The organism is Pseudomonas sp. CP4 (assembly GCF_047758505.1).
Lineage (GTDB): Bacteria > Pseudomonadota > Gammaproteobacteria > Pseudomonadales > Pseudomonadaceae > Aquipseudomonas > Aquipseudomonas fluorescens_AO.
Window position 1 is genome coordinate 1682271 of sequence record NZ_CP180489.1, and the last position, 22166, is coordinate 1704436.

The window sequence follows — 22166 nt, forward strand, 5'->3', positions numbered from 1 at the left end:
GATGGCGTATTTCGAGCACGAAGGTTGCAACCTGCACTACGAGGAATATGGCCACGGTGCGCCGTTGCTGCTGGTTCACGGGCTCGGCTCGAGCACCCTGGACTGGGAAATGCAGATCCCGGCGCTAGCTGCGCACTACCGGGTGATCGTCCCGGACATTCGCGGCCACGGGCGCTCGGACAAACCCCGCGAGCGCTACAGCATCGCCGGGTTCAGCGCCGACCTGCTGGCGTTGATCGAGCACCTGCGCCTCGGCCCGGTACATTACGTCGGGCTGTCGATGGGCGGGATGATCGGCTTTCAACTCGCCGTCGATCAGCCGCAGGCACTCAAGAGCCTGACCATCGTCAACAGCGCACCTCAGGTCAAATTGCGCACGCGCGATGACTACTGGCAGTGGTTCAAACGCTGGAGCCTGATGCGCCTGCTGAGCCTGGAAACCATCGGCAAAGCCCTCGGCAGCAAACTTTTTCCCAAATCGGAACAGGCCGATCTGCGGCGGAAAATGGCCGAACGCTGGGCAAAAAACGACAAACGTGCTTATCTCGCCAGCTTCGATGCGATCGTGGGCTGGGGCGTCCAGGAACGACTTTCCCGGGTGTCCTGTCCAACGCTCGTCATCAGCGCCGACCGTGACTACACACCGGTGGCGTTAAAGGAAACCTATGTAAAACTGCTGCCGGATGCGCGGCTGGTGGTCATCGCCGATTCGCGCCATGCCACCCCGCTCGATCAACCCGAACGCTTCAATCACACGCTGCTGGATTTTCTCGCCACAGCCGACCTTCACTCTCAGGATCACTGACCCATGCTGAAAAAACTCGCCCTCGCCGCCGGCTCCGTATTGTTTGCCGCCAACCTGATGGCTGCTACCCCGGCCAAGGCGCCCCACGTGCTGCTGGACACCACCAACGGCCAGATCGAAATCGAACTGGACCCGGTCAAGGCACCGATCAGCACGAAGAACTTCCTTGAATACGTCGACAGCGGCTTCTACAACAACACCATTTTCCACCGCGTGATCCCGGGCTTCATGGCTCAGGGCGGCGGCTTCACCCAGCAAATGCAACAGAAAGAGACCAAGGCGCCGATCAAGAACGAAGCCAGCAATGGCCTGCACAACGTTCGCGGTACCCTGTCGATGGCGCGTACTTCCAACCCTGATTCGGCGACCAGCCAGTTCTTCATCAACGTTGCCGACAACGCCTTCCTCGATCCGGGTCGTGACGCCGGTTACGCGGTGTTCGCCAAAGTGGTCAAGGGCATGGATGTCGTGGACATCATCGTCAACTCGCCGACCACCACCAAACAAGGCATGCAGAACGTGCCTGTCGACCCTGTGATCATCAAGTCGGCCAAGCGCATCGACTGAGTTTCGCCGGGCATATCGAGCGGCGTGGGGCTGAGCCTGCGCCGCTCGCACTGATAAAAGGAGAGCCCGGATTCCGGGCGGTTATCTGATGCTCTATCGCCGTTTCGAACAACTGATCGATATCTTCCGCGACGCCCCGACGGCGTCCCCGCCGGACCGCGTCTGGCCCTTCTACGTTTATTACCTGAAGCAGGTCTGGCCGAGTTTCGCTGCCCTGCTCGTCATCGGCCTGTTTGCCTCGTTGATCGAAGTAGCGCTGTTCAGCTACCTGAGCCGCATCATCGATCTGGCGCAAGGCACGCCCAACCCGAATTTCTTCAGCGACCACGCCCTCGAATTGACCTGGATGCTGGTGGTCGCTCTGGTGCTGCGACCGATCTTCTTTGCCCTGCACGACCTGCTGGTGCACCAGACCCTGAGCCCCGGCATGACCAGCATGATTCGCTGGCAGAACCACAGCTACGTGCTCAAGCAGAGCCTGAACTTCTTCCAGAACGACTTCGCCGGGCGCATCGCCCAGCGCATCATGCAGACCGGCAACTCGCTGCGCGATTCCGCCGTGCAAGCGGTCGACGCGCTGTGGCACGTGGTGATCTACGCGATCAGCTCGCTGGTGCTGTTCGCCGAAGCCGACTGGCGCCTGATGATCCCGTTGCTGACCTGGATCGTCGCTTACATCGGCGCGCTGTATTACTTCGTGCCGCGTGTGAAAGAGCGCTCGGTAGAGGCTTCTGACGCACGCTCGAAACTGATGGGCCGTATCGTCGACGGCTACACCAACATCGCCACGCTGAAACTGTTCGCCCACACCAACTTCGAACAGCACTACGCCAAGGAAGCGATCGAAGAACAGACCGTCAAAGCGCAAATGGCCGGTCGCGTGGTGACCAGCATGGACGTGGCGATCACCACCATGAACGGCCTGCTGATTGTCGGCACCACGGCGCTTGCCTTGTGGCTGTGGACGCAGTCGCTGATCACCGTCGGCGCGATTGCCCTGGCCACCGGCCTGGTGATTCGCATCGTCAACATGTCCGGCTGGATCATGTGGGTGGTCACCGGAATCTTCGAAAACATCGGCATGGTGCAGGACGGTCTGCGGACGATTTCGCAACCGGTCAGCGTCACCGACCGCGAGCAGGCCAAACCGCTGGCCGTGGCCTCGGGCGAAGTGCGTTTCGAGCACGTGGATTTCCACTACGGGAAGAAGCGCGGGATCATCGGCGACCTCAACCTGAACATCAGACCGGGGGAAAAAATCGGTTTGATCGGCCCGTCCGGCGCCGGCAAATCAACCCTGGTCAACCTTCTCCTGCGCCTGTACGACGTCGAGGGCGGACGCATCCTGATCGATGGGCAGAACATCGCCGAAGTCGGCCAGGAAAGCCTGCGCGCACGGATCGGCATGATCACTCAGGACACCTCGCTGCTGCATCGCTCGATCCGCGACAACTTGCTCTACGGCAAACCGGATGCGACCGACGCCGAACTGTGGGAGGCGGTGCACAAGGCTCGCGCCGATGAGTTCATCCCGCTGCTGTCCGACGCTGAAGGCCGTACCGGTTTCGATGCGCATGTCGGCGAGCGCGGGGTGAAACTGTCCGGCGGTCAGCGCCAGCGCATCGCGATCGCGCGGGTGCTGCTCAAGGACGCGCCGATCCTGATCATGGACGAAGCCACCTCGGCGCTGGATTCGGAAGTCGAAGCGGCGATTCAGGAAAGCCTCGAGACCTTGATGCAGGGCAAAACCGTGATCGCCATCGCCCACCGCCTCTCGACCATCGCGCGCATGGACCGCCTGGTGGTGCTGGAGAACGGCAAGATCGCCGAAAGCGGCACCCACGCCGAACTGCTCGCCCATCGCGGCTTGTATGCGCGGTTGTGGGCGCACCAGACCGGAGGCTTTGTCGGCATCGATTGAGTTACCCGCTTTCCACGATCGTTCTTACGCTCTGCGTGGGAATGCAGCCCGTGACGCTCCGCGTCACTGGACGCGGAGCGTCCCTTGAGGCATTCCCACGCAGAGCGTGGGAACGATCAGCGTTAACTGACACACCGCCTTCGCGAGCAGGCTCGCTCCCACAGGGGATCTGGAACTAGGTTTGGCGATAAGGCAACGCTGTCCGGGCCTCTTCGGCATAGGCCAGAACCCCGGCACGCTCTTGCTGGAGAAAATCCTTTACCGCCGCTTTCAACCCCGGATGGCGCAGGTAGTGCCAGGAATGGGTGATCACCGGTTCAAAGCCGCGAATCAACTTGTGCTCGCCCTGCGCCCCGGCATCGAAACGCTGGATGCCATGGGCAATCGCGTAATCCATGCCCTGATAGAAACACGTTTCGAAATGCAGCCGATCAAACTCGGCCAGGCAGCCCCAATACCGTCCGTAGAAACTGTCGCCACCGACCAGACTGAACGCCATCGCCACCGGCCGTGAGCCCTGTTTGGCCAGGACCACGCGAATCGCTTCGGGCATGCGTTCAGCCAGCAGACTGAAGAACTCCCGCGTCAGATACGGCGCCTGCCGCCGCACCGCGTAAGTATTGGCATAGCAGGCGTAAACAAAGTCCCACTGTGCCTCGTCCAGCTCACGCCCCTGCAACCACTCGAACTCAAAGCCCTGCCCCGCCACTTGCTCGCGTTCCTTGCGCATCTGTTTGCGCTTGCGTGAGCTGAGGGCGTCGAGGAAATCCTGAAAGTCGCGGTAACCACGGTTCTGCCAGTGATACTGACAGCCGATGCGCTGCAGCCAGCCCGGCTGTTCCGCCATCGCCGCGTCGGTAAACGGATCGGTGAAGTTGATGTGCGCGCTGGAGAGCTCTTCGATCTGCAAATAGCCCGGCAGGCTTTTCAGCAACTCGAAACCGTCCTCCACTTTTGCCGCCAGCAAGCGCGGCCCGCTGACCGGACTGAACGGCACGGCGGTCAACAGTTTGGGGTAGTAATCGATGCCGGCACGGGCGCAAGCGTCGGCCCAGCCGTGATCGAAGACGTACTCGCCGTAGGAGTGCCATTTGCGGTAACTGGGCAGCGCGGCGATCAGTCGATCATCTTCGATATGCAGTAAATGTTCGGGCTGCCAGCCTGAATGCGGGCCGACACTGCCGCTGTCTTCCAGCGCGCTGAGGAAGGCGTGACGCAGAAACGGCTGGTTGTCCGGCACCAGCGCATCCCAGCGTGCCGGGGCGATTTCTGACAGGTCTTGCAGGCGTTGCAACGGCATTCACTGGCACTCCACAGCTTGGCGACAAAGCCCGGCGAGTATCGCTGATCGCGGCCCGGTTGCACACGCTCAATCGGCCGACAGCGCTCTAGGTCGATAGTTCACGCTCGATACGCATCGTCATCAACCTGCCATCACTGTGCCACCGCTCTGTCATAAACCATCGCGATACTGGCGCCTGTTTTTAGAGCGCCGGGTTCTAACCCGGACACAGTTTTCCGGCCTTCAGGCCGGTTGTGCCCAGGATGGTTCAGCCATCCCCTTCATCTTCGGAGATTGCTATGCGTCTTGCTTCCACGAAAACTGCAGCGGCCCTGTGCGGCGGCTTGTTGCTGGCCATGAGCGTTCCGGCCAGTGCTGCAGTCGACGCCAAACTGCTCGACATGCTCAAGGCCAACGGGTCGATTTCCCAGGCGCAGTACATCGAGCTGCAAACAGAACTGGCCAAGGATCAGAAGGCTCAGCAAATCGCCCAACAGGCGCAGCAGGAAACCAACGAACAAGTGGCTGCGGTCGCGAAGAAGACCAACGAACAGAGCCTGTTCGACCAGAAACTGGCCTGGGCGGCCAAGACCCAGTTCAAGGGCGACGTACGTATCCGTCAGGAAACCATCAAGATCGACGGCGAGCCGAACAACGGCGGCCGCGACAAGGATCGCCAGCGCATCCGTGCGCGTCTGGGCGCCTACACCGAGATCAACCCGCAAGTCGACACCGGCATCCGTATCGCCACTGGCGGTGGCGACGACGCGCGCTCGACCAACCAGGATCAGGACAACTACTTCGACAAGAAGCAGATCTGGCTCGACCTCGGCTACATCGACTACCACCCGGATCAGATCAAGAACCTGCACGTGATCGGCGGCAAGATGCTGCAACCGTGGGTCAGCATGGGCGACGTGATCTGGGACAGCGACATCAACCCGGAAGGTCTGGCCGTTACCTACAAGTATCCACTGGGCGGTAGCGCCGAACTGTTCGGCAGCCTGGGTAACTACAACCTCAAGGACAACGTTGACGGCGACGGCGTGCAATTCCGCCACGACCTGCGCCTGACCGCTGGCCAGTTGGGCAGCCGCTTCAACATCACCGACAACCTGAAAATGACCTTGGGCGGCAGCGTCTACGCCTACCAGAACGACGAAGACAGCCGCTGCACCGGCACCTCAACGCCGTGCGCCCTGGCGGTCAACGGCAACTCGGCGAACAACGAATTCCGTCTGTATGAAGGGTTCAGCCAGATCGACATCGGCGGCCTGCCAATGCCACTGTCGTTCTACGGCCAGTACGTGAAGAACAACGATGCCGTGACCGATCAGGACACTGCATGGTTGCTCGGTGCCAAGTCGAAAGTGTTCGGTTTCAACCTCGACTACAACTATCGCGACGTGCAGCGCAACGCCGTGGTCGGCGCCTTCACCGACTCCGACTTCGCCAACGGCACCACCGGTTCGCGCGGGCACAAGTTCAAGGTCGGTTACGACATCGACAAGAACTTCGCCGTCGGCGCCACGTACTTCCTGACCAAGGCCGACTTCGCCAGCCGTGGCCAGCGCGATGCCGACGCCAACACCCTGCAGCTGGACGCTGAAGCGAAGTTCTAAGAAAACAGCTACAAGCTTCGAGCGACAAGCTGCAAGTCACCGCTCCCCTTGCGACTTGTCGTTCGAAGCTGATGTCCTGCAGCCCGGTGCAATGCCAGCGATCCCCATCATCCGTTCGCTGACGCTGCCCCGGGCTGACTCTTTCAAGGACTGTCGTCGCGCCTCTGCGCCGCCAGGCGTTCAGCCAAAGCATCCACTCCCTCTTCCGGTTTGTCCGGCAGCGCCTTCAGGGTTGCCTGCATCACGCGCATCTGCCGCATGAAGCGCCGGCAGTTGGGGCAGAACAACAGGTGATGACGCACCATCAGCGTCTCGCGAAAGCTCAGTCGGCCATCGAGATAATCGCTGGATCGTGCCACTTGCTCCTTGCAGGTCAGCATTCTCCTGTCTCCTCAAAATGTTCCACGGTCGCAAAAACCTTCAAGCGTGCCCGGTGCAGCAGCACGCGGACATTGGAGAGCGAGATCTCCAGAAGATTACAGATCTCTTCCAGCTCCAGGCCCTGGCGTTCGCGCAGCAGCAGAACACTGCTCTGCAACTCGGACAAACTCAGCAAAGTGTGTTCGAGGCATTCGCGCAGTTCGTTTTCGGTGAGCAGCGCTTCGGGGGTGTCCTGGTGCCAGGCGAACGGCGCGACCAGCCAGTGACCATCGCTGGAAGAGAAGCGATCGTCACCGATGGTGCCGTGGGGCGATGGCAGGTCGTCGAGCAGGACTTCCCGGCGATTGAGCTTGTAGCGGCTCTTGGCCGAATTGGCGGTGATGGTCAGCAACCAGGTCTTGAGGCTGGAGCGGCCTTCGAAACTGGCCAGATGGCGCACCACCGACAGCCAGGCATCCTGCACCACTTCTTCGACATGACGCTGGCCGACAATCGCGTAAGCCACCGCGCGCATCGCGCTCTGATACGTGGTGACCAGTTCCTTGAAAGCCTTTTGCTCCCCCGCCAGCAGGCGCGTGAGCAGTTGGTTGTCGTCAGCCGCCATCCATCAATCCCCTTGTCCGGACTTCGAAAATGAACGCGGCAGGTACTCACCTGCCGCGATGTCCGAAAAATTACAGCGTTTCAGCCGCTTCGAATGTAGGAAAGATCGACGCGATTAAGGGGAAATTAACCTGTTTCAGCGTTTGCGCAGCAACACGCTACCAATCGAGTAACCGGCGCCGAACGAACTGAGTACCGCCAGCGATCCTGAGGCCAGATCATCCTGATATTTGTGAAAGGCGATGACCGAACCGGCCGAGCTGGTGTTGGCGTAGCTGTCGAGAATCACCGGCGCTTCTTCTTCAGTGGCTTCGCGGCCGAGCAGCTTGCGCACGATCAGGTGGTTCATGCTCAGGTTGGCCTGGTGCAGCCAGAAACGCTTCACGTCGCCAACGTTGAGCTGGTTCTCTTCCAGGTGCTCGCCAATCAGCTCGGCGACCATCGGGCAGACATCCTTGAACACCTTGCGGCCTTCCTGTACGAACAGCTTGTCGCGGGCACCGATGCCCTCTTCTGCCGCGCGGTTGAGGAAGCCGAAGTTGTTGCGGATGTTGTTGGAGAACTTGGTCAGCAGTTTGGTGCTGACCACGTCGAACTGAAACTCGGAGGTCGCCAGATCCGCGCGCTCGATGATCACCGCAGTCGCGGCATCGCCGAAGATGAAATGGCTGTCGCGATCACGGAAGTTCAGGTGCCCGGTGCAGACTTCCGGATTGACCATCAGGATCGCCCGCGCCTGGCCCAGTTGCACGCTGTTGGCGGCGGCCTGGATGCCGAAAGTGGCCGAAGAACACGCCACGTTCATGTCGAAGCCGAAACCCTGAATGCCCAGTGCTTCCTGGACTTCGATGGCGATGGCCGGGTAGGCACGTTGCAGGTTGGAGCAAGCAACGATCACACCGTCGATATCGGCGGCGGTTTTGCCGGCACGTTGCAGGGCTTGTTCGGCAGCGCCGACAGCCATTTGGCAGAGCACCGACCATTCATCATTGGAACGCTCGGGCAGGCGCGGGGCCATGCGCAGCGGATCGAGAATGCCGTCCTTGTCCATGACAAAGCGACTCTTGATGCCCGAGGCTTTTTCGATGAACGCAGCGCTGGATTCGGTCAGGGCCTGGACTTCGCCGCTGGCAATGGCCTCGGCGTTATCGGCGTTGAACTGGGCGACATAGGTATTGAAAGACTGCACCAGCTCTTCGTTGGAGATGCTGTTGGCCGGTGTGTACAGGCCGGTGCCGCTGATGACGACGTTATGCATGGTCGTTTCTCTAATCTGTTCAGGCAGAAAGTGCTGGAACCGTCGTACCAACACGCAAAGGGTCTATTCCCATCCGGGGGACGCAAACCTGGCATCGTTTTATTCCGCAGCGCGACACGGCGAAGGCTCTGGGTCGCGAAACGGCGGGTTATGGTGGCGAAGTTTGCCATAAACCCGAGGTTTTGGCGCCGTTCTCAAGCACAACTGCCATTCACTCCATGAACTCAACTCTGTGGCGAGGGGATTTATCCCCGTTCGACTGCGAAGCAGTCGCTAACCCACCACGCTCGGTATCTGATGAACCGAGGCGTAGATTTTGGGGCGGCTTCGCCACCCAACGGGGATAAATCCCCTCGCCACAAAGACCACTTCCACAGGGGGATTGTGTATGGCTGCAGGTCAAGGCTCGACCTGGCTCCACTGTTTGCTCAGGCGCTTGTCCGAAATCGGCACTTTGGTGCCCAACTGCTGGGCGAACAGCGACACGCGGTATTCCTCCAGCCACCAGCGGTACAACTCCAGCTGTGGATCACGCTTGCCTTCCTGCGCATGCTTGGCCGCGCGGGCCTGATATTGCGCCCACAGGCCAGCAAGTTCGCCGCTCCAGACCCGATCTTTCTGCACCTGTGCGCCAAGTTTCTCGAAACGCTGCTCGACCGCTTTCAGATATCGCGGCAACTCCTTGAGCCACTGCATCGGCGTTTCGCGGACGAAACCCGGATGGACCAGATTGCCGATCTGCTGCTTGATGTCGTTGAGTGCCACCGCTTGCGCCAGATCGATCTTGCCCTTGAAGCGTTTTTGCAAACCGTGCCAGATCTTGAGGATCTCCAAAGTCAGCCGCGCGACACGTTCGGCGTGCTCGGTCCAGTCGCCGCGTTTGCGCTCGGCCAATGCCGCCAATCCGGCGCCATCCCGGGGCAACGGGTCTTCGCCTTCGAGAATGCAGCTGTCGAGGCTGGCCAACAGAATGTCTTCGACCAGCGCATCGACGCGGCCCAGTTCGCGGTACAGCAGGCCCAGTTCAGTCTGTCCAGGCAACTTGCCCCGGAGGAATTTCGCCGGCTCGGCCAGTTGCTGCATCAGCAAGCGCTGCAAGGCGCGACGGTGCTGGAACTCGGCTTCGGCCGGGGTGGAGAAACGCCCCTCCTTGACCGTGCCGCCCTCTTCCACCAGCGCCGGGTACACCGTCATCGACAGCCCGGCGATCTTCTGCTGGGTCTTTTCTGCTACCGGCGCGAAGACTTTTGCCTCGACCGGCTGCTGACTTTTCGCACTCTGCGGCACCGCCAGCGCGGCCTGGCTGGCTTCGGCGAAGCGTGCGGTCAACTCAGCCAAATCGCGGCCTTCGCCGAGGAACTTGCCCTGGCCATCGACGATTTCCAGGTTCATGCGCAGATGGCTCTCTACCTGCTGCGCCGCTTCCGCCCACGCTTCATCGCTGACCCGCGCGCCGGTCATGCGCAGCAGCTCGCGACCGAGCGCTTGCGGCAGCGAACCTTCGGCGAAAGTCATGCGCTGCAACGCGGCCTTGATGAAGTCCGGCACTGGCACGAAGTTCTTGCGCAGGGCTTTCGGAAGGTTGCGCACCAGGGCTATGCATTTGGCCTCAATCAAGCCCGGCACCAGCCATTCCAGACGCTCCGGCGGCAGCATCGGCAGCAGCGGCGCCGGCACGCGCAAGGTCACGCCGTCGCGCGGGTGATTGGGTTCGAAATGGTAGGTCAGCGCCAGTTCCAGATCGCCAATGTGCAACGTGTCCGGGTAATCACGGGCGGTGACTTCACTGGCCTCGCGGGCCAGCACATCTTCTTCGCGCATGATCAACAGCTGCGGGTCTTTCTGGCTGTTGACCTTGTACCAACTGTCGAAGGTCGCGGTCTGGTGGATCTCCGCCGGCAGACGCGCATCGTAGAAAGCGTAGAGGGTTTCTTCGTCGGCGAGAATATCGCGCCGGCGCGCCTTGGCTTCCAATTCGTCGAGCTGCTCGAGCAGCTTCTGATTGGCGCTCAGGCATTTGGCCCGCGACTGAATCTCGCCGCGCACCAGGCCTTCGCGGATAAACAGCTCACGGGATACCACCGGATCGACCGGGCCGTAATGCACCGGGCGGCGACCGACGACGATCAGGCCGAACAGGGTGATCTGCTCGTAGGCGACGACCTGGCCGCGCTTCTTCTCCCAATGCGGCTCGAAGTGGTTCTTCTTGATCAGGTGCCCGGCCAGCGGTTCGATCCAGTCGGCGTCGATCTTGGCGACCATGCGCGCGTAAAGCTTGGTGGTTTCCACCAGTTCGGCGGTCATCAGCCACTGCGGACGCTTCTTGCCGATGCCCGACGACGGATGAATCCAGAAGCGCCGCTGCCGCGCGCCGAGGTAATCGCCGTCTTCGGTTTTCTGGCCGATCTGGCTGAGCAAGCCGACCAGCACCGCTTTGTGCAGCTTCGGATAATCCGCCGGCTCCCTGTTCAGGCTCAGCTGCATGTCGCGGCAGATCAGGCTCAACTGACGATGCGAATCACGCCACTCGCGCAGACGCAAATAGTTGAGGAAATTCTTCCGGCACCAATTGCGCAGCGGATTGGCGGTCAGCGCCTGGCGTTGCTCTTCAAAACCACGCCACAGATTGACCAGCCCGGCGAAGTCGGAATCCGGATCCTTCCATTGCGCGTGGGCCTGATCCGCCGCTTGCTGACGCTCCGGCGGACGCTCGCGCGGGTCCTGAATCGACATGGCGCTGGCGACGATCAGCACTTCCTGCAGACTACCGAGCTTGGCCGCTTCGAGGAGCATGCGGCCCATGCGCGGGTCGACCGGCAAGCGCGCCAACTGGCGACCGAGCGGCGTCAGCTGGCTGTTGCGATCCACCGCCGAAAGCTCTTGCAGCAGGTTGAAACCGTCGCTGATCGCCTTGCCGTCCGGCGGCTCGATAAACGGAAACGCAGTGATTTCGCCGAGACGCAGATGGAGCATTTGCAAAATAACGGCGGCGAGGTTGGTACGCAGAATTTCCGGGTCGGTAAATTCTGGACGACCGAGGAAATCCTCTTCGCTGTACAACCGCACGCAGATGCCCGGCTCAACCCGCCCGCAACGACCTTTACGTTGATTGGCGCTGGCCTGGGAAATCGCTTCGATCGGCAAGCGCTGTACCTTGGCCCGATAGCTGTAACGGCTGATGCGCGCAGTGCCGCTGTCGATCACGTAGCGAATGCCCGGCACGGTCAGCGAGGTTTCGGCGACGTTGGTCGCCAGCACGACGCGGCGGCCCGGGTGCGACTGGAAAATCCGCTGCTGTTCAGCCGGCGACAGGCGCGCGTACAGCGGCAGGATTTCGGTGTGTTTGAGCTGAGCCTTGCGCAACATGTCGGCGGCGTCGCGAATCTCGCGCTCACCGGGCAGGAACACCAGCACATCACCGGGGCTGCGGCGTTCGCTGCGCTCGTAGGCGGCGATTTCGTCGAGGGTGGCGAGGATCGCCTGATCGACGGTGAGGTCGTCCTCGACCCGGTTGCCCTCTTCGTCCTGCTCCAGCGTCAACGGCCGATACCAGGTTTCCACCGGGAACGTGCGACCGGACACTTCGACAATCGGCGCATCATCGAAATGCTTGGAGAAGCGCTCCAGATCGATGGTCGCCGAGGTGATGATGACTTTCAGATCCGGGCGACGCGGCAGCAGGGTTTTCAGGTAGCCGAGGAGGAAGTCGATATTGAGGCTGCGTTCGTGGGCTTCGTCGACGATGATCGTGTCGTAGCGTTCCAGATAACGATCGTTCTGAGTTTCCGCCAGCAGAATGCCGTCGGTCATCAGTTTGATCAGGGTGTTGGAATCGCTTTGATCTTCAAACCGCACCTGATAGCCGACCAGCGCACCGAGGGGCGTGCCGAGTTCTTCGGCAACGCGGCTGGCGACGCTGCGCGCGGCGATCCGACGCGGCTGGGTGTGGCCGATCAGACCATGCTGGCCACGCCCGATTTCCAGACAGATCTTCGGCAGCTGAGTGGTTTTACCCGAGCCGGTTTCGCCGGCGATGATCAGCACCTGATGTTGCTCCAGGGCCTTTTTGATCTCGTCGCGCTTGGCCGCAATCGGCAAATTGTCGTCGTAACGAATCACCGGCAGGCTCGCACGGCGCGCCGCCACCTGATCACAGGACGCCTGCATCCGCGCTATCCACTGCGCCAGTTTGGCCTCGTCGGGTTTCTTGCGCAGCTCAAGCAACTGCCGCCGCAGCCGGTGACGGTCGGCGAGCATGGCGTGATCGAGGTTTTTCAGCAGTTTGTCGATGGAGGGCGATTCGTCGGTCATCGGGTAGGCAATTCGGTCGTCTATTTATGCAGGGGGCGGATTGTCGCAGAAAAGCAGCTGCAAGCGCCAAGCTACAAGCCGCAAGTCACTGAGGCTTTTAACTTGCAGCTTGTAGCTTGCCGCTTGCAGCTGCTCCTTGTTGTGATCGTTCCCACGCTCAGCGTGGGAACGCAGCCGGGGACGCTCCGCGTCCCAGAAGCGGACGCGGAGCGTCCGGTGAGGCATTCCCACGCGGAGCATGGGAACGATCGGGGAACTTGCAGCTTGTAGCTTGCCGCTTGCAGCTGCTGTCATTCGTTATCGCGGCCCTTTGCGCCGATATGGGAAGACGTCAATCACCTTCCCCGCCCGAATCGCCTCCTGCAAGCCCTTCCAGTAATCTGCGTTATACAACTCGCCGTGCAACTGATCGAACAACTTGCGCTGGCCCGAATCGGCAAACAGGAACGGCGGAAACTCTTCGGGAAACACGTCAAGCGGGCCAATCGAGTACCACGGCTCAGAGGCCATCTCGTCCTCCGGTGTGCGTGGTGCCGGGATGTGGCGGAAGTTGGCTTCGGTCAGGAAGCAGATTTCGTCGTAGTCGTAGAAGACCACTCGCCCGTGGCGGGTGACGCCGAAGTTTTTCAGCAGCATGTCGCCGGGAAAAATATTCGCCGCCGCCAATTGCTTGATCGCCAGACCGTAATCTTCCAGCGCTTCGCGCACTTGCGCTTCGTTGGCGTTTTCCAGATACAGGTTGAGTGGGGTCATCCGCCGCTCGGTCCAGCAGTGGCGGATCAGCACGGTTTCGCCTTCGACCGAAACCGTGGATGGCGCGACCTCTAGCAGTTCCTCCAGACACGCCGGATCGAATTTGCTCAGCGGAAAACGAAAATCGGCAAATTCCTGGGTATCGGCCATACGTCCGACCCGATCGACGCTTTTCACCAGACGATACTTTTCGATCACCGTGGCGCGATCGACGTTCTTCGACGGTGAGAAACGGTCCTTGATGATTTTGAATACGGTGTTGAAACCCGGCAGGGTAAACACGCTCATGACCATGCCGCGCACGCCCGGGGCCATGATGAACTGATCGTCAGTGTTGGCCAGGTGATTGATCAGCGCGCGGTAGAACTCCGACTTGCCGTGCTTGTAGAAGCCGATCGAGGTGTACAGCTCGGCGATGTGCTTGCCCGGCAGAATGCGTCGCAGAAAACCGATGAACTCCGCCGGCACCGGTACATCGACCATGAAATACGAACGGGTGAAAGAGAAGATGATCGACACATCGGCTTCGTCGGTAATCAACGCGTCGATCTGAATGCCCCGCCCTTCGCGGTGCAACAGCGGAATCACCAGCGGCCATTGCTCGTCGCGGGTGTAGATGCGCCCGACCAGATACGCGCCCTTGTTGCGATAGAGCACCGAGGAAAACAGCTCGACGCTTAGCTCCGGGTCCTTGCACACCCAGTCCGGCAGGTTCTCACGCAGTTGCGCTTCGAGTCGCAGCAGGTCGCCAGGCAAATCGGCGTAATCTTCGCTGAAGCGGTAGTCGGCGAAGATACTGGCGAGCATGGCGGACAACTGGCCCTGCGGCTTGTACGTGCGGGTTTGCGCGGCGCGGGCCCGGCGCAGGCTCGGGCGCGTGGTGTGGATGAACATGCAGCCGTCGCTGATCAAGTCGTGGCTGAACAGCCCGCAGAAAATCGAGTTGTACCAGGTTTCGGACAGCTCATCGTCAAAGCGCAGGTCGATCACACTGATGTAGGCGCTTTTCACCAGCGGCCAGCAGCTGACGTTCATCAGGGTTTCTTCGTCGAAATACTCGCGCAGGCGAGCGACGGTTTCGCCAACCTTTTCCTCATACAGACTGATCCGCGCCGCCGACGCGGCCTGCGCCTCCTGCCAGCGCGCCTGTTCGAAGCGCTCGCGAGCGCCATCGGTGATGCGGCGGAAATGTTCGCGGTAATCGTCGAAGCCGGCGAGGATCATCCGCGCGATCTCGGTGGCTGGCCATTGCTGCGACATAAATGAAACCTCGGCGGGAATTCGGTTGGTCTGAGCTTAGTCACGGAAACGCTCGCAGGAAAAGCGTAATTTCTGCCAAAACCGATACGGGACTGACCGTTGACGGGGTTTCTCGCGCAGGTAAATTCCAAGGCAGAATTAAAAGCCCGAATAGCGGTTGCCATGATCCGGACGCTCGGCAACACTCTCGTCCCGATCAAGCAAGGAGCCCGCCGTGAGCCCTGTCGATATTTTCCGTATGTTGTCGCTGGCCGCTATCTGGGGCGCGAGTTTTCTGTTCATGCGCATCATTGCCCCGGTGATCGGCACGATCCCGACCGGGTTCTTTCGCGTGTCGATCGCGGCTGCCGGGCTGCTGGTGATCCTTGGGCTGATGCGCATCAGTTGGGACTTCAAGGGCAAATTGAAAACCGTGATGCTGCTCGGCGTGATCAACTCGGGGATTCCGGCGACGCTGTATTCGGTTGCCGCCCAAGTATTGCCGGCCGGCTATTCGGCGATCTTCAATGCGACCACGCCGCTGATGGGCGTGTTGATTGGCGGTTTGTTCTTCAGCGAAAAACTCACAGCGGCCAAGCTCAGCGGCGTGTTCCTCGGTCTGTTCGGCGTCGGTGTGCTGACGCGCGCCGGTCCCGTAGCCTTCGATCTGCAACTGCTGATGGGCGCGGTCGCCTGCCTGCTGGCGACCACTTGCTACGGCTTTGCCGGATTCCTCGCGCGGCGCTGGCTGGATCAGGCCGGCGGGCTGGACAGCCGTTTGTCGGCACTGGGCAGCATGCTCGGGGCGACGTTGTTTTTGCTGCCGCTGTTCGCCTATAGCACCATCACTGCGCCGCCGGTGAGCTGGGGTGGCTGGCATGTCTGGCTGTCGCTCCTCGGCCTGGGTCTGGGTTGCACGGCGTTTGCCTACATCATCTATTTCCGCCTGCTCAGCTCGATCGGCCCGGTGAAATCGATGACCGTGACCTTCATGATCCCGCCGTTCGGCGTGCTGTGGGGGGCGTTGTTGCTGGATGAGCCGTTGTCGATGGCGCACATTTATGGCGGCGTGCTGATTGCGGCGGCGTTGTGGCTGGTGTTGAAGCCGGCGGTGGTGAAGCCTGCAAAGATGTCAGTCCGTTAGATTTTCTGCCGCAGATATTCGCGAGCAGGCTCGCTCCCACAGAAAAATACATTCCAATGTGGGAGCGAGCCTGCTCGCGAAAGGCGGCGCAACAAGCGCCACCTGCCTATCGGCTATCCGGTTTTACGGAACACAAATACCAATCCAACAATAATCAGCAGCATTCCCAACACGCTCAACGCCGCCAGCCGATTGCCGAAAATCAGGTAATCCATCACCGCCGTCACCGCCGGCACCAGATAGAACAGGCTGGTGACGTTCACCAGATTGCCCCGCGCGATCAGTCGATACAGCAACAGCGTCGCCAGCACCGACACCACCAGGCCCATCCATAACACCGGGACGATGAAGCCTGCGCTGTGCTCGAAGTGAAACGGCTGGAACGGTACGAAGATCGCGCAGAGCAACAGGCCGGCCAAGTACTGCACTGGCAGCGTACCGAGCGGGTTGTCGGTGATGCGTTTTTGCATGATCGAACCGAGCGTCATGCTCGCCAGCGCCAGCAAACCGAACAGCATCCCAGCCCAGGACATCCCGGCCAGACCGATACCCTGATAGACCACCATGATCAGCCCGGCCAGGCCCAGCGCCAAGCCGAACAGGCGGCTCGCCGAGCGCTGACGCTCCATTAGTACCACGGTGAGGATCGGTTGAACGCCCATGATCGTCGCCATCACCCCCGGCGTGACTTTGCAATCGAGCGCCAGCAGATAAAAGATCTGATAGGCCCCGAGCAACACCAGTCCCGTGGCAATTGCAAACAGCATCGCCTTGCTACCCTTGGGGAGCCTCAATCTCAGCAGCGGCGCCAGCAAGACCAGCCCGCACAGGGCGATGGCGAAGCGAATCAGCAGAAAGGCAAAGGGCGAAGCATGGGCCAGCCCCCATTTGGAGAAAATCGCCCCGCTGCTCCACAGCAGAACGAACAGGCTCGTGGACGTCGCCGCGAGCGCGGACTGTTTCGAAAGGACAAACATGAATACCACCTGTAGTCAGGCAAGAAGCCAACTCAGCCGAAGCTGAAATCCAGTAGCTTTTTCTGGCGGGCGCAGGGGTCAGCAGAAACTGCCGATCAGCCCCGAACACCAATGCCCGGCGGCGATACGACTGCGCACACCGGCGTGCTACTGACAGGTGGAGGGTAATGACTGATCTGCACAGGCTGCTGATTCCCGCACGGCACGACGCCAGCGTTGACCGCTGAATCGACTACCGCGCTGATGAGGGATGCAGGCATGGATACAGATCCACATTGAAGAAATGAAAGCGCGAGCCGGGCGGCTCGGGCGAGCTGACTATAACCAGCTCGCGACACAGATTGCAATGACTTGGGCAAAGGGCCGGTAGCGACAGTCTGGCGTCGGGTGATTAGGGTAAATGGCGGTGGCAATGGATTGTCAGGAGACACGGAATGCAAGAGATCATATGCCAAGGGAACGGACGTATTTGCGGTATCAGGTTTATCGGTCGGAGGCGAGGAAGCGGGCCGCTTCGCAGATTGGCGGCTTACAGGGCCAACTCAAGGCGGCCGACGCTTCGATTATGGATTTATCTCTGATTCGGTTCGAACCGATAAACAGGCATGCGCTGAATGCTTTTGAAACATGGGAAGAACCCTGCTTTTTCCGGCAAGAAGTCATCGCGTGGAAATCACGTGAACCACGCGCATTGGACATCTCTATCTGGTTCGACGGGCAGCTCTGCGGCCTGTGTTTTGCGAACCCGAACAATAGTCGACGAAGATTACGAGTTGTGAGATTGGAAGGACGCCCTGGCGGAACACATCCTTTGAAAAATCGGATAGGACTACTAGCGATGATGGTAATTGAGCAATACGCGCATTTCGTTGGCTGCGATGTTATCGAAATACAAGAGCCTCTGGACGGGGCGATACCCGTTTATCAGAAGCTGGGGTTCAGCTTCGACATCGAAGGCCGCCTTGTCAAAACCTTGGAGAATCCAGTACTGTGAAAGCCAATCAATTACTGATCAAACCGGGAGGCGACATGAAAAAAGCGAAACAGAGACCTCCCGAAGCATTGGTCAGATCGCTGAAAACCAGAAGATTGGCTGATCATGAATTGACCGCTAATCAACGGCGTCTCTTACAACTGCTGATCACCGGCATCGAAGATGAGCCCTCAGTGCTTGCCGCTGGCCGATTGTGAAAACCGCTCCTACGGAGCGGTTTTTTTAATTCTGGCCAAACGTTAACCGAACAACCAATACCCCAGCAATGTCAGCACCAGCACCGCCAGCACCGGGCGCATTACCCTGTAGGCCTTCGGATGGCGGCGTTTCCACTGTTTGACCACGCCGCTGAAACGGTCACTGAAGTTCTTGCTCCAGGCATAGGCCTGGTTGATCCCGCCGACGCGCTCATCATCAAGGTTCTGCGGCGCGGTGGCGCGCCCCAGCCAGCCGCTGATGAAGCGGTTGATCCGGGTCATCAAGCGGTTGCTCAGCGGGCGTTCGATGTCACAGAACAGAATGACGCGAGTCTGATCGGTTTCATTCTTGACCCAGTGCACGTAAGTCTCGTCGAACATCACGTCATCGCCGTCGCGCCAGGCGTAAACCTGACCGTCGACGAAGATCCGGCAATCGTCAGAGTTGGGTGTCGACAGACCGAGGTGATAACGCAGGGAGCCGGCGAACGGGTCGCGGTGCGGGTTGAGGTGGCTGCCGCCCGGCAGCAGCGCGAACATTGCGCCCTTGACGTTCGGTATGGCGCTGACCAGTGCCACGGTTTTCGGGCACAGGGCTTCGGCTGATGGCAGCGGTTTGTCGTACCACTTCAGATAGAAGCGCTTCCAGCCCTTCTTGAAGAACGAGCCAAAACCGGCGTCGTTGTTCTTTTCGGCGGCGCGAATATAGCCCTCGTCAAACAGATGCATGGCTTCGTCGCGGATGGTTTCCCAGTTATCGCGCAGCACATCCAGTTCCGGAAACTTGCTGCGATCCAGATACGGTCTGGACGGCACTGCGGAGAACAGGTACATCAAAGCGTTGTACGGGGCGAACAGCGCCGAGTGGTTGACGAACTGGCGCAATACCGGCAAACGCGCCTTGCCGCGCAAATGCACATAGAGCGTGCTGCCCAGGAACAGCAACAGCACAAACGCCTTGGCGGCAAAAGAAACGGTCATCAACGACTCCTTGGATAAAGACAACGCTGCGCAATGCCCTTTTCCCGGCATGGCAGCCGGCCATGATAAACACTACCGGCTCCGGGAAAAACCCGCCTGACGCAAGATTCAATGTTAAGCATTGCGCAACAAAGCCTTTATTAACATACAGCGCCTGAACCTCGGCTGACCTGAATCAACAGGATTACTGCTGGTTCTCCTGCTCGGTGAACAAGTCACTGAACAACATGCTCGACAGATAACGCTCACCCGAATCCGGCAGCACCACGACGATGGTTTTGCCTTGCATCTCTGGTTTCTCCGCCAGACGCACCGCCACCGCCATGGCGGCACCGCAGGAGATGCCGCACAAAATTCCTTCTTCTTGCATCAGGCGCAAAGCCATGGCCTTGGACTCTTCGTCCGTCACCTGCTCGACGTGATCGACCATCGACAGATCAAGGTTTTTCGGCACAAAACCGGCACCGATACCCTGAATCTTGTGCGGGCTGGGCTTGATCTCGTCACCGGCCAATGCTTGCGTGATGACGGGCGAAGACGCCGGCTCGACGGCAACCGACAGAATCGGTTTGCCGGCGGTGTTCTTGATATACCGCGACACGCCGGTAATGGTTCCGCCGGTGCCGACCCCAGCCACCAGCACATCCACGGCGCCGTCGGTGTCGTTCCAGATCTCAGGACCGGTGGTCTTTTCGTGAATCGCCGGGTTGGCCGGGTTATCGAATTGCGCCGGCATGAAATATTTCTCGGCATCACTGGAGACGATTTCCGCGGCTTTCTCGATGGCGCCCTTCATGCCCTTGGCCGGCTCGGTCAATACCAGCTCCGCACCCAGGGCTTTGAGGACCTTGCGGCGCTCGATGCTCATCGACGCCGGCATGGTCAGCATCAGTTTGTAGCCGCGCGCGGCAGCGACGAAGGCCAGGCCAATACCGGTATTACCCGAAGTCGGCTCGACAATGGTCATGCCCGGCTTGAGTTTGCCGCTGCTTTCGGCGTCCCAGATCATGTTGGCGCCAATCCGGCATTTGACCGAATAACCGGGGTTGCGCCCCTCGATCTTGGCCAGGATGGTGACCCCGCGCGGCGCGATGCGGTTGATCTGGACCAGCGGCGTATTACCGATGGAATGGGCGTTGTCAGCATAGATACGGCTCATGGCTGGGTCCTTATGCAGCGTTGAATTCAGCCTTTCAAGGTAAGCCTGTTGCCGGTCACAGTCCAGTCGGGGCGAACGTCTGGGAACGCGCGCAGTCAATCGCTTTGCACCGTCAAGCAACCTCATCAAGGAACACTGTTCAAGGAACACTCTCATGAAGCGTCGTTACAGCTGGCCGCTCTGGACCCTGGCGGGTGTCGTGGTGCTGCTGGTCGCCCTGCATTTCGCCCTGCCCTATCTGGTACGCGACTACCTCAATGACAAGCTCGCGGACATGGGCGATTACCGTGGCCAGATCACCGATGTCGATCTCGCGCTGTGGCGCGGCGCGTACAAAATCAACGGCCTGAAAATCGTCAAAGTCGACGGCAAGGTCCCGGTGCCGTTTGTCGATGCGCCATTGATCGACCTGTCGGTGAGCTGGCATTCACTGTGGTACGACCATGCCGTGGTCGCGCAGGTGCAATTCCTCCATCCGGAAATCAACTTTGTCGACGGCGGCCCAAACAAACAGAACTCGCAGACCGGTCAGGGCACCGACTGGCGTGAGCAATTGGGCAAGCTGCTGCCGATCACCCTCGATGAGGTGCAGATCAACGACGGTCGCATCACTTTCCGCAACTTCAATTCCAAGCCGCCGGTGAACATGAATGCCAGCAACGTCAACGCCAGCATTTATAACCTGACCAACGTGGTGGACAAGGAAGGCAAGCGCGACGCCCGTTTCGAGGGCAAGGCGCTGCTACTCGGCCACGCTCCGCTGGAAACCACCGCAACCTTCGATCCGCTGAGCAACTTCGAAGACTTCGAATTCCGCCTGCGCGCCCGCGACATCGAGCTCAAACGCATGAACGACTTTGCCTCGGCCTACGGCAAATTCGACTTCAATGCTGGCCACGGCGATGTGGTCATCGAAGCCAAGGCAGAGAAAGCCCGACTCACCGGCTACATCAAACCCCTGCTGCGCGACGTCGATGTATTCAACTGGCAGCAAGACGTCGAAAACAAGAACAAAGGCCTGTTCCGCTCAATCTGGGAAGCACTGGTCGGCGGCACCGAGACCGTGCTGAAGAACCAGAACAAAAACCAGTTCGCCACCCGCGTCGAACTCAGCGGCAATGTTCACCAGCAGAACGTCAACGCCTTCGAAGCGTTTTTGCAGATTTTGCGCAATGGCTTCATCCAGGCATTCAATGCGCGGTACGAACGGCCGAAGCCAGATGAGGATTAAGTTTTGCGGTTGACGACATATCGACCTGTGTCTTCGGCCGCTATCGATGAACGCTGTTGCAGCGAATCCCAGCCCAGACAGGCCAACGCCAAAGAACGTGGCACTGCTTCACGCCCATTGCTGTAACGGCTGATGCTGCGAGCGCTCACACCGAGCGCTTCGGCCGCATCATTGAGAGAAAGTCCGGTACGGGCGCGCCAATCGATAAAAATGCGCGTGTTCTCATCCTGGGCATTTTGCGCTAGCGCATCCATATACAAGGTGTCTGCACCCATCTGTACGTCGGGTTCAATCCATTCAACGATCCAACCCTCGTCCCCGACTGCGGCAGTCGCAAAGACTTCGCGATCAAGCAGTGGCCGCAGACCTGGATAAGTATGAATATCCGTCCCCAAATCAACTGTCAGTTCCTGACCATTGATAAATGTCAGCGCCAACCTGAAATCCGACAGGACGTGCGCAGATCGCAGACGCGGCCGTTTCATGGGTAACATCGTTTCCACTCCTTCAGTAGTTGCGCCTGATGTGCGCCCACCCAAGCCAACGCTTCTTTGACGATCAGCGGCGGGGCCTTGCCCATCATGACTTCAATCGTTTCCAGGCTGAGCATCACGTCGACGCCGCCACCGGTCAGGTGGACATGGGGCGGTGGGTGATCTTTCTCACGCAGCTGGATGCGGTATTTATCGCGAAACCGGTATTTAGTAGACATGGATTACAAGCTATCGCCAAATCGGCGAT

At 59.8% G+C, this 22166-nt stretch carries 19 protein-coding genes; 8 read left to right on the plus strand and 11 right to left on the minus strand.

Annotated elements, in window-relative coordinates; all coding sequences use genetic code 11:
• The first annotated feature begins 1 nt into the window (after position 1).
• The 3 genes from ACMYUN_RS07460 to ACMYUN_RS07470 all read left to right on the plus strand — a co-directional run bounded on the left by ACMYUN_RS07460 (position 2) and on the right by ACMYUN_RS07470 (position 3293).
• Positions 2-805: an alpha/beta fold hydrolase gene (locus ACMYUN_RS07460; RefSeq protein ID WP_415763362.1), complete on the plus strand. Its 804-nt coding sequence runs from the start codon at positions 2-4 to the stop codon at positions 803-805.
• A gap of 3 nt (positions 806-808) precedes the next feature.
• Positions 809-1372, plus strand: a complete 564-nt coding sequence (locus tag ACMYUN_RS07465; protein WP_129998979.1) for a peptidylprolyl isomerase — start codon at positions 809-811, stop codon at positions 1370-1372.
• Between the two features lie 88 nt (positions 1373-1460).
• Complete coding sequence (locus ACMYUN_RS07470; protein ID WP_415763363.1) at positions 1461-3293, plus strand: ABC transporter ATP-binding protein; 1833 nt, start codon at positions 1461-1463, stop codon at positions 3291-3293.
• Between the two features lie 175 nt (positions 3294-3468).
• Here ACMYUN_RS07470 and ACMYUN_RS07475 read toward each other — a convergent pair whose 3' ends face one another.
• Positions 3469-4593 carry a GNAT family N-acetyltransferase gene (locus ACMYUN_RS07475; protein WP_415763364.1) on the minus strand — a complete coding sequence of 375 codons (1125 nt, stop codon included), beginning with the start codon at positions 4591-4593 and terminating at the stop codon, positions 3469-3471.
• A 281-nt stretch (positions 4594-4874) separates the two neighbouring features.
• Here ACMYUN_RS07475 and ACMYUN_RS07480 point away from each other — a divergent pair, with 281 nt between their 5' ends.
• Complete coding sequence (locus ACMYUN_RS07480) at positions 4875-6197, plus strand: putative porin (protein ID WP_039760990.1); 1323 nt, start codon at positions 4875-4877, stop codon at positions 6195-6197.
• Between the two features lie 143 nt (positions 6198-6340).
• Here the strand turns inward: ACMYUN_RS07480 and ACMYUN_RS07485 are convergent, their stop codons facing one another.
• The 5 genes from ACMYUN_RS07485 to aceK all read right to left on the minus strand — a co-directional run bounded on the left by ACMYUN_RS07485 (position 6341) and on the right by aceK (position 14763).
• On the minus strand, positions 6341-6577 hold the full coding sequence (locus tag ACMYUN_RS07485) for an anti-sigma factor family protein (RefSeq protein ID WP_415763365.1): 237 nt from the start codon (positions 6575-6577) through the stop codon (positions 6341-6343).
• Positions 6571-7182, minus strand: a complete 612-nt coding sequence (locus ACMYUN_RS07490; protein ID WP_415763366.1) for an RNA polymerase sigma factor — start codon at positions 7180-7182, stop codon at positions 6571-6573. Before ACMYUN_RS07490 ends, ACMYUN_RS07485 begins: the two co-directional genes overlap by 7 nt.
• A 135-nt stretch (positions 7183-7317) precedes the next feature.
• Complete coding sequence (locus ACMYUN_RS07495) at positions 7318-8439, minus strand: beta-ketoacyl-ACP synthase III (RefSeq protein WP_039760985.1); 1122 nt, start codon at positions 8437-8439, stop codon at positions 7318-7320.
• Between the two features lie 399 nt (positions 8440-8838).
• Entirely contained in the window at positions 8839-12750 is a 3912-nt protein-coding gene (gene hrpA, locus ACMYUN_RS07500; RefSeq protein WP_415763367.1) for an ATP-dependent RNA helicase HrpA, read from the minus strand.
• Between the two features lie 297 nt (positions 12751-13047).
• A complete protein-coding gene (aceK, locus tag ACMYUN_RS07505; RefSeq protein ID WP_415763368.1) occupies positions 13048-14763 on the minus strand; it encodes a bifunctional isocitrate dehydrogenase kinase/phosphatase in 1716 nt (571 codons plus the stop codon).
• A gap of 214 nt (positions 14764-14977) precedes the next feature.
• On the opposite strand from aceK, the gene ACMYUN_RS07510 reads away from it, so the two are divergent.
• A complete protein-coding gene (locus tag ACMYUN_RS07510; protein ID WP_415763369.1) occupies positions 14978-15886 on the plus strand; it encodes a DMT family transporter in 909 nt (302 codons plus the stop codon).
• Between the two features lie 113 nt (positions 15887-15999).
• Here ACMYUN_RS07510 and ACMYUN_RS07515 read toward each other — a convergent pair whose 3' ends face one another.
• Positions 16000-16863, minus strand: a complete 864-nt coding sequence (locus ACMYUN_RS07515) for a DMT family transporter (RefSeq protein ID WP_310407534.1) — start codon at positions 16861-16863, stop codon at positions 16000-16002.
• Between the two features lie 400 nt (positions 16864-17263).
• On the opposite strand from ACMYUN_RS07515, the gene ACMYUN_RS07520 reads away from it, so the two are divergent.
• Both ACMYUN_RS07520 and ACMYUN_RS07525 read left to right on the plus strand, forming a co-directional pair.
• Entirely contained in the window at positions 17264-17857 is a 594-nt protein-coding gene (locus ACMYUN_RS07520) for a hypothetical protein (protein ID WP_415763370.1), read from the plus strand.
• Positions 17854-18054, plus strand: coding sequence for a hypothetical protein (locus ACMYUN_RS07525; protein ID WP_129998968.1), 201 nt, complete (start codon positions 17854-17856; stop codon positions 18052-18054). Before ACMYUN_RS07520 ends, ACMYUN_RS07525 begins: the two co-directional genes overlap by 4 nt.
• Positions 18055-18096: 42 nt before the next feature.
• Here ACMYUN_RS07525 and ACMYUN_RS07530 read toward each other — a convergent pair whose 3' ends face one another.
• Both ACMYUN_RS07530 and cysK read right to left on the minus strand, forming a co-directional pair.
• Positions 18097-19035 (minus strand): aspartyl/asparaginyl beta-hydroxylase domain-containing protein, encoded by a 939-nt coding sequence (locus tag ACMYUN_RS07530; protein WP_039760974.1) that lies wholly within the window; start codon positions 19033-19035, stop codon positions 18097-18099.
• A gap of 184 nt (positions 19036-19219) precedes the next feature.
• Positions 19220-20194: a cysteine synthase A gene (gene cysK, locus ACMYUN_RS07535; protein ID WP_415763371.1), complete on the minus strand. Its 975-nt coding sequence runs from the start codon at positions 20192-20194 to the stop codon at positions 19220-19222.
• A gap of 154 nt (positions 20195-20348) precedes the next feature.
• Between cysK and ACMYUN_RS07540 the strand changes: the two genes are divergently transcribed.
• Complete coding sequence (locus ACMYUN_RS07540) at positions 20349-21425, plus strand: DUF748 domain-containing protein (protein ID WP_415763372.1); 1077 nt, start codon at positions 20349-20351, stop codon at positions 21423-21425.
• Here ACMYUN_RS07540 and ACMYUN_RS07545 read toward each other — a convergent pair.
• Positions 21422-21919 carry a helix-turn-helix domain-containing protein gene (locus tag ACMYUN_RS07545; RefSeq protein ID WP_415763373.1) on the minus strand — a complete coding sequence of 166 codons (498 nt, stop codon included), beginning with the start codon at positions 21917-21919 and terminating at the stop codon, positions 21422-21424. The two genes, ACMYUN_RS07540 and ACMYUN_RS07545, sit on opposite strands and share 4 nt — an antisense overlap.
• Positions 21907-22137 (minus strand): DUF4160 domain-containing protein, encoded by a 231-nt coding sequence (locus ACMYUN_RS07550; protein ID WP_336353514.1) that lies wholly within the window; start codon positions 22135-22137, stop codon positions 21907-21909. Before ACMYUN_RS07550 ends, ACMYUN_RS07545 begins: the two co-directional genes overlap by 13 nt.
• Between the last annotated feature and the right edge of the window lie 29 nt (positions 22138-22166).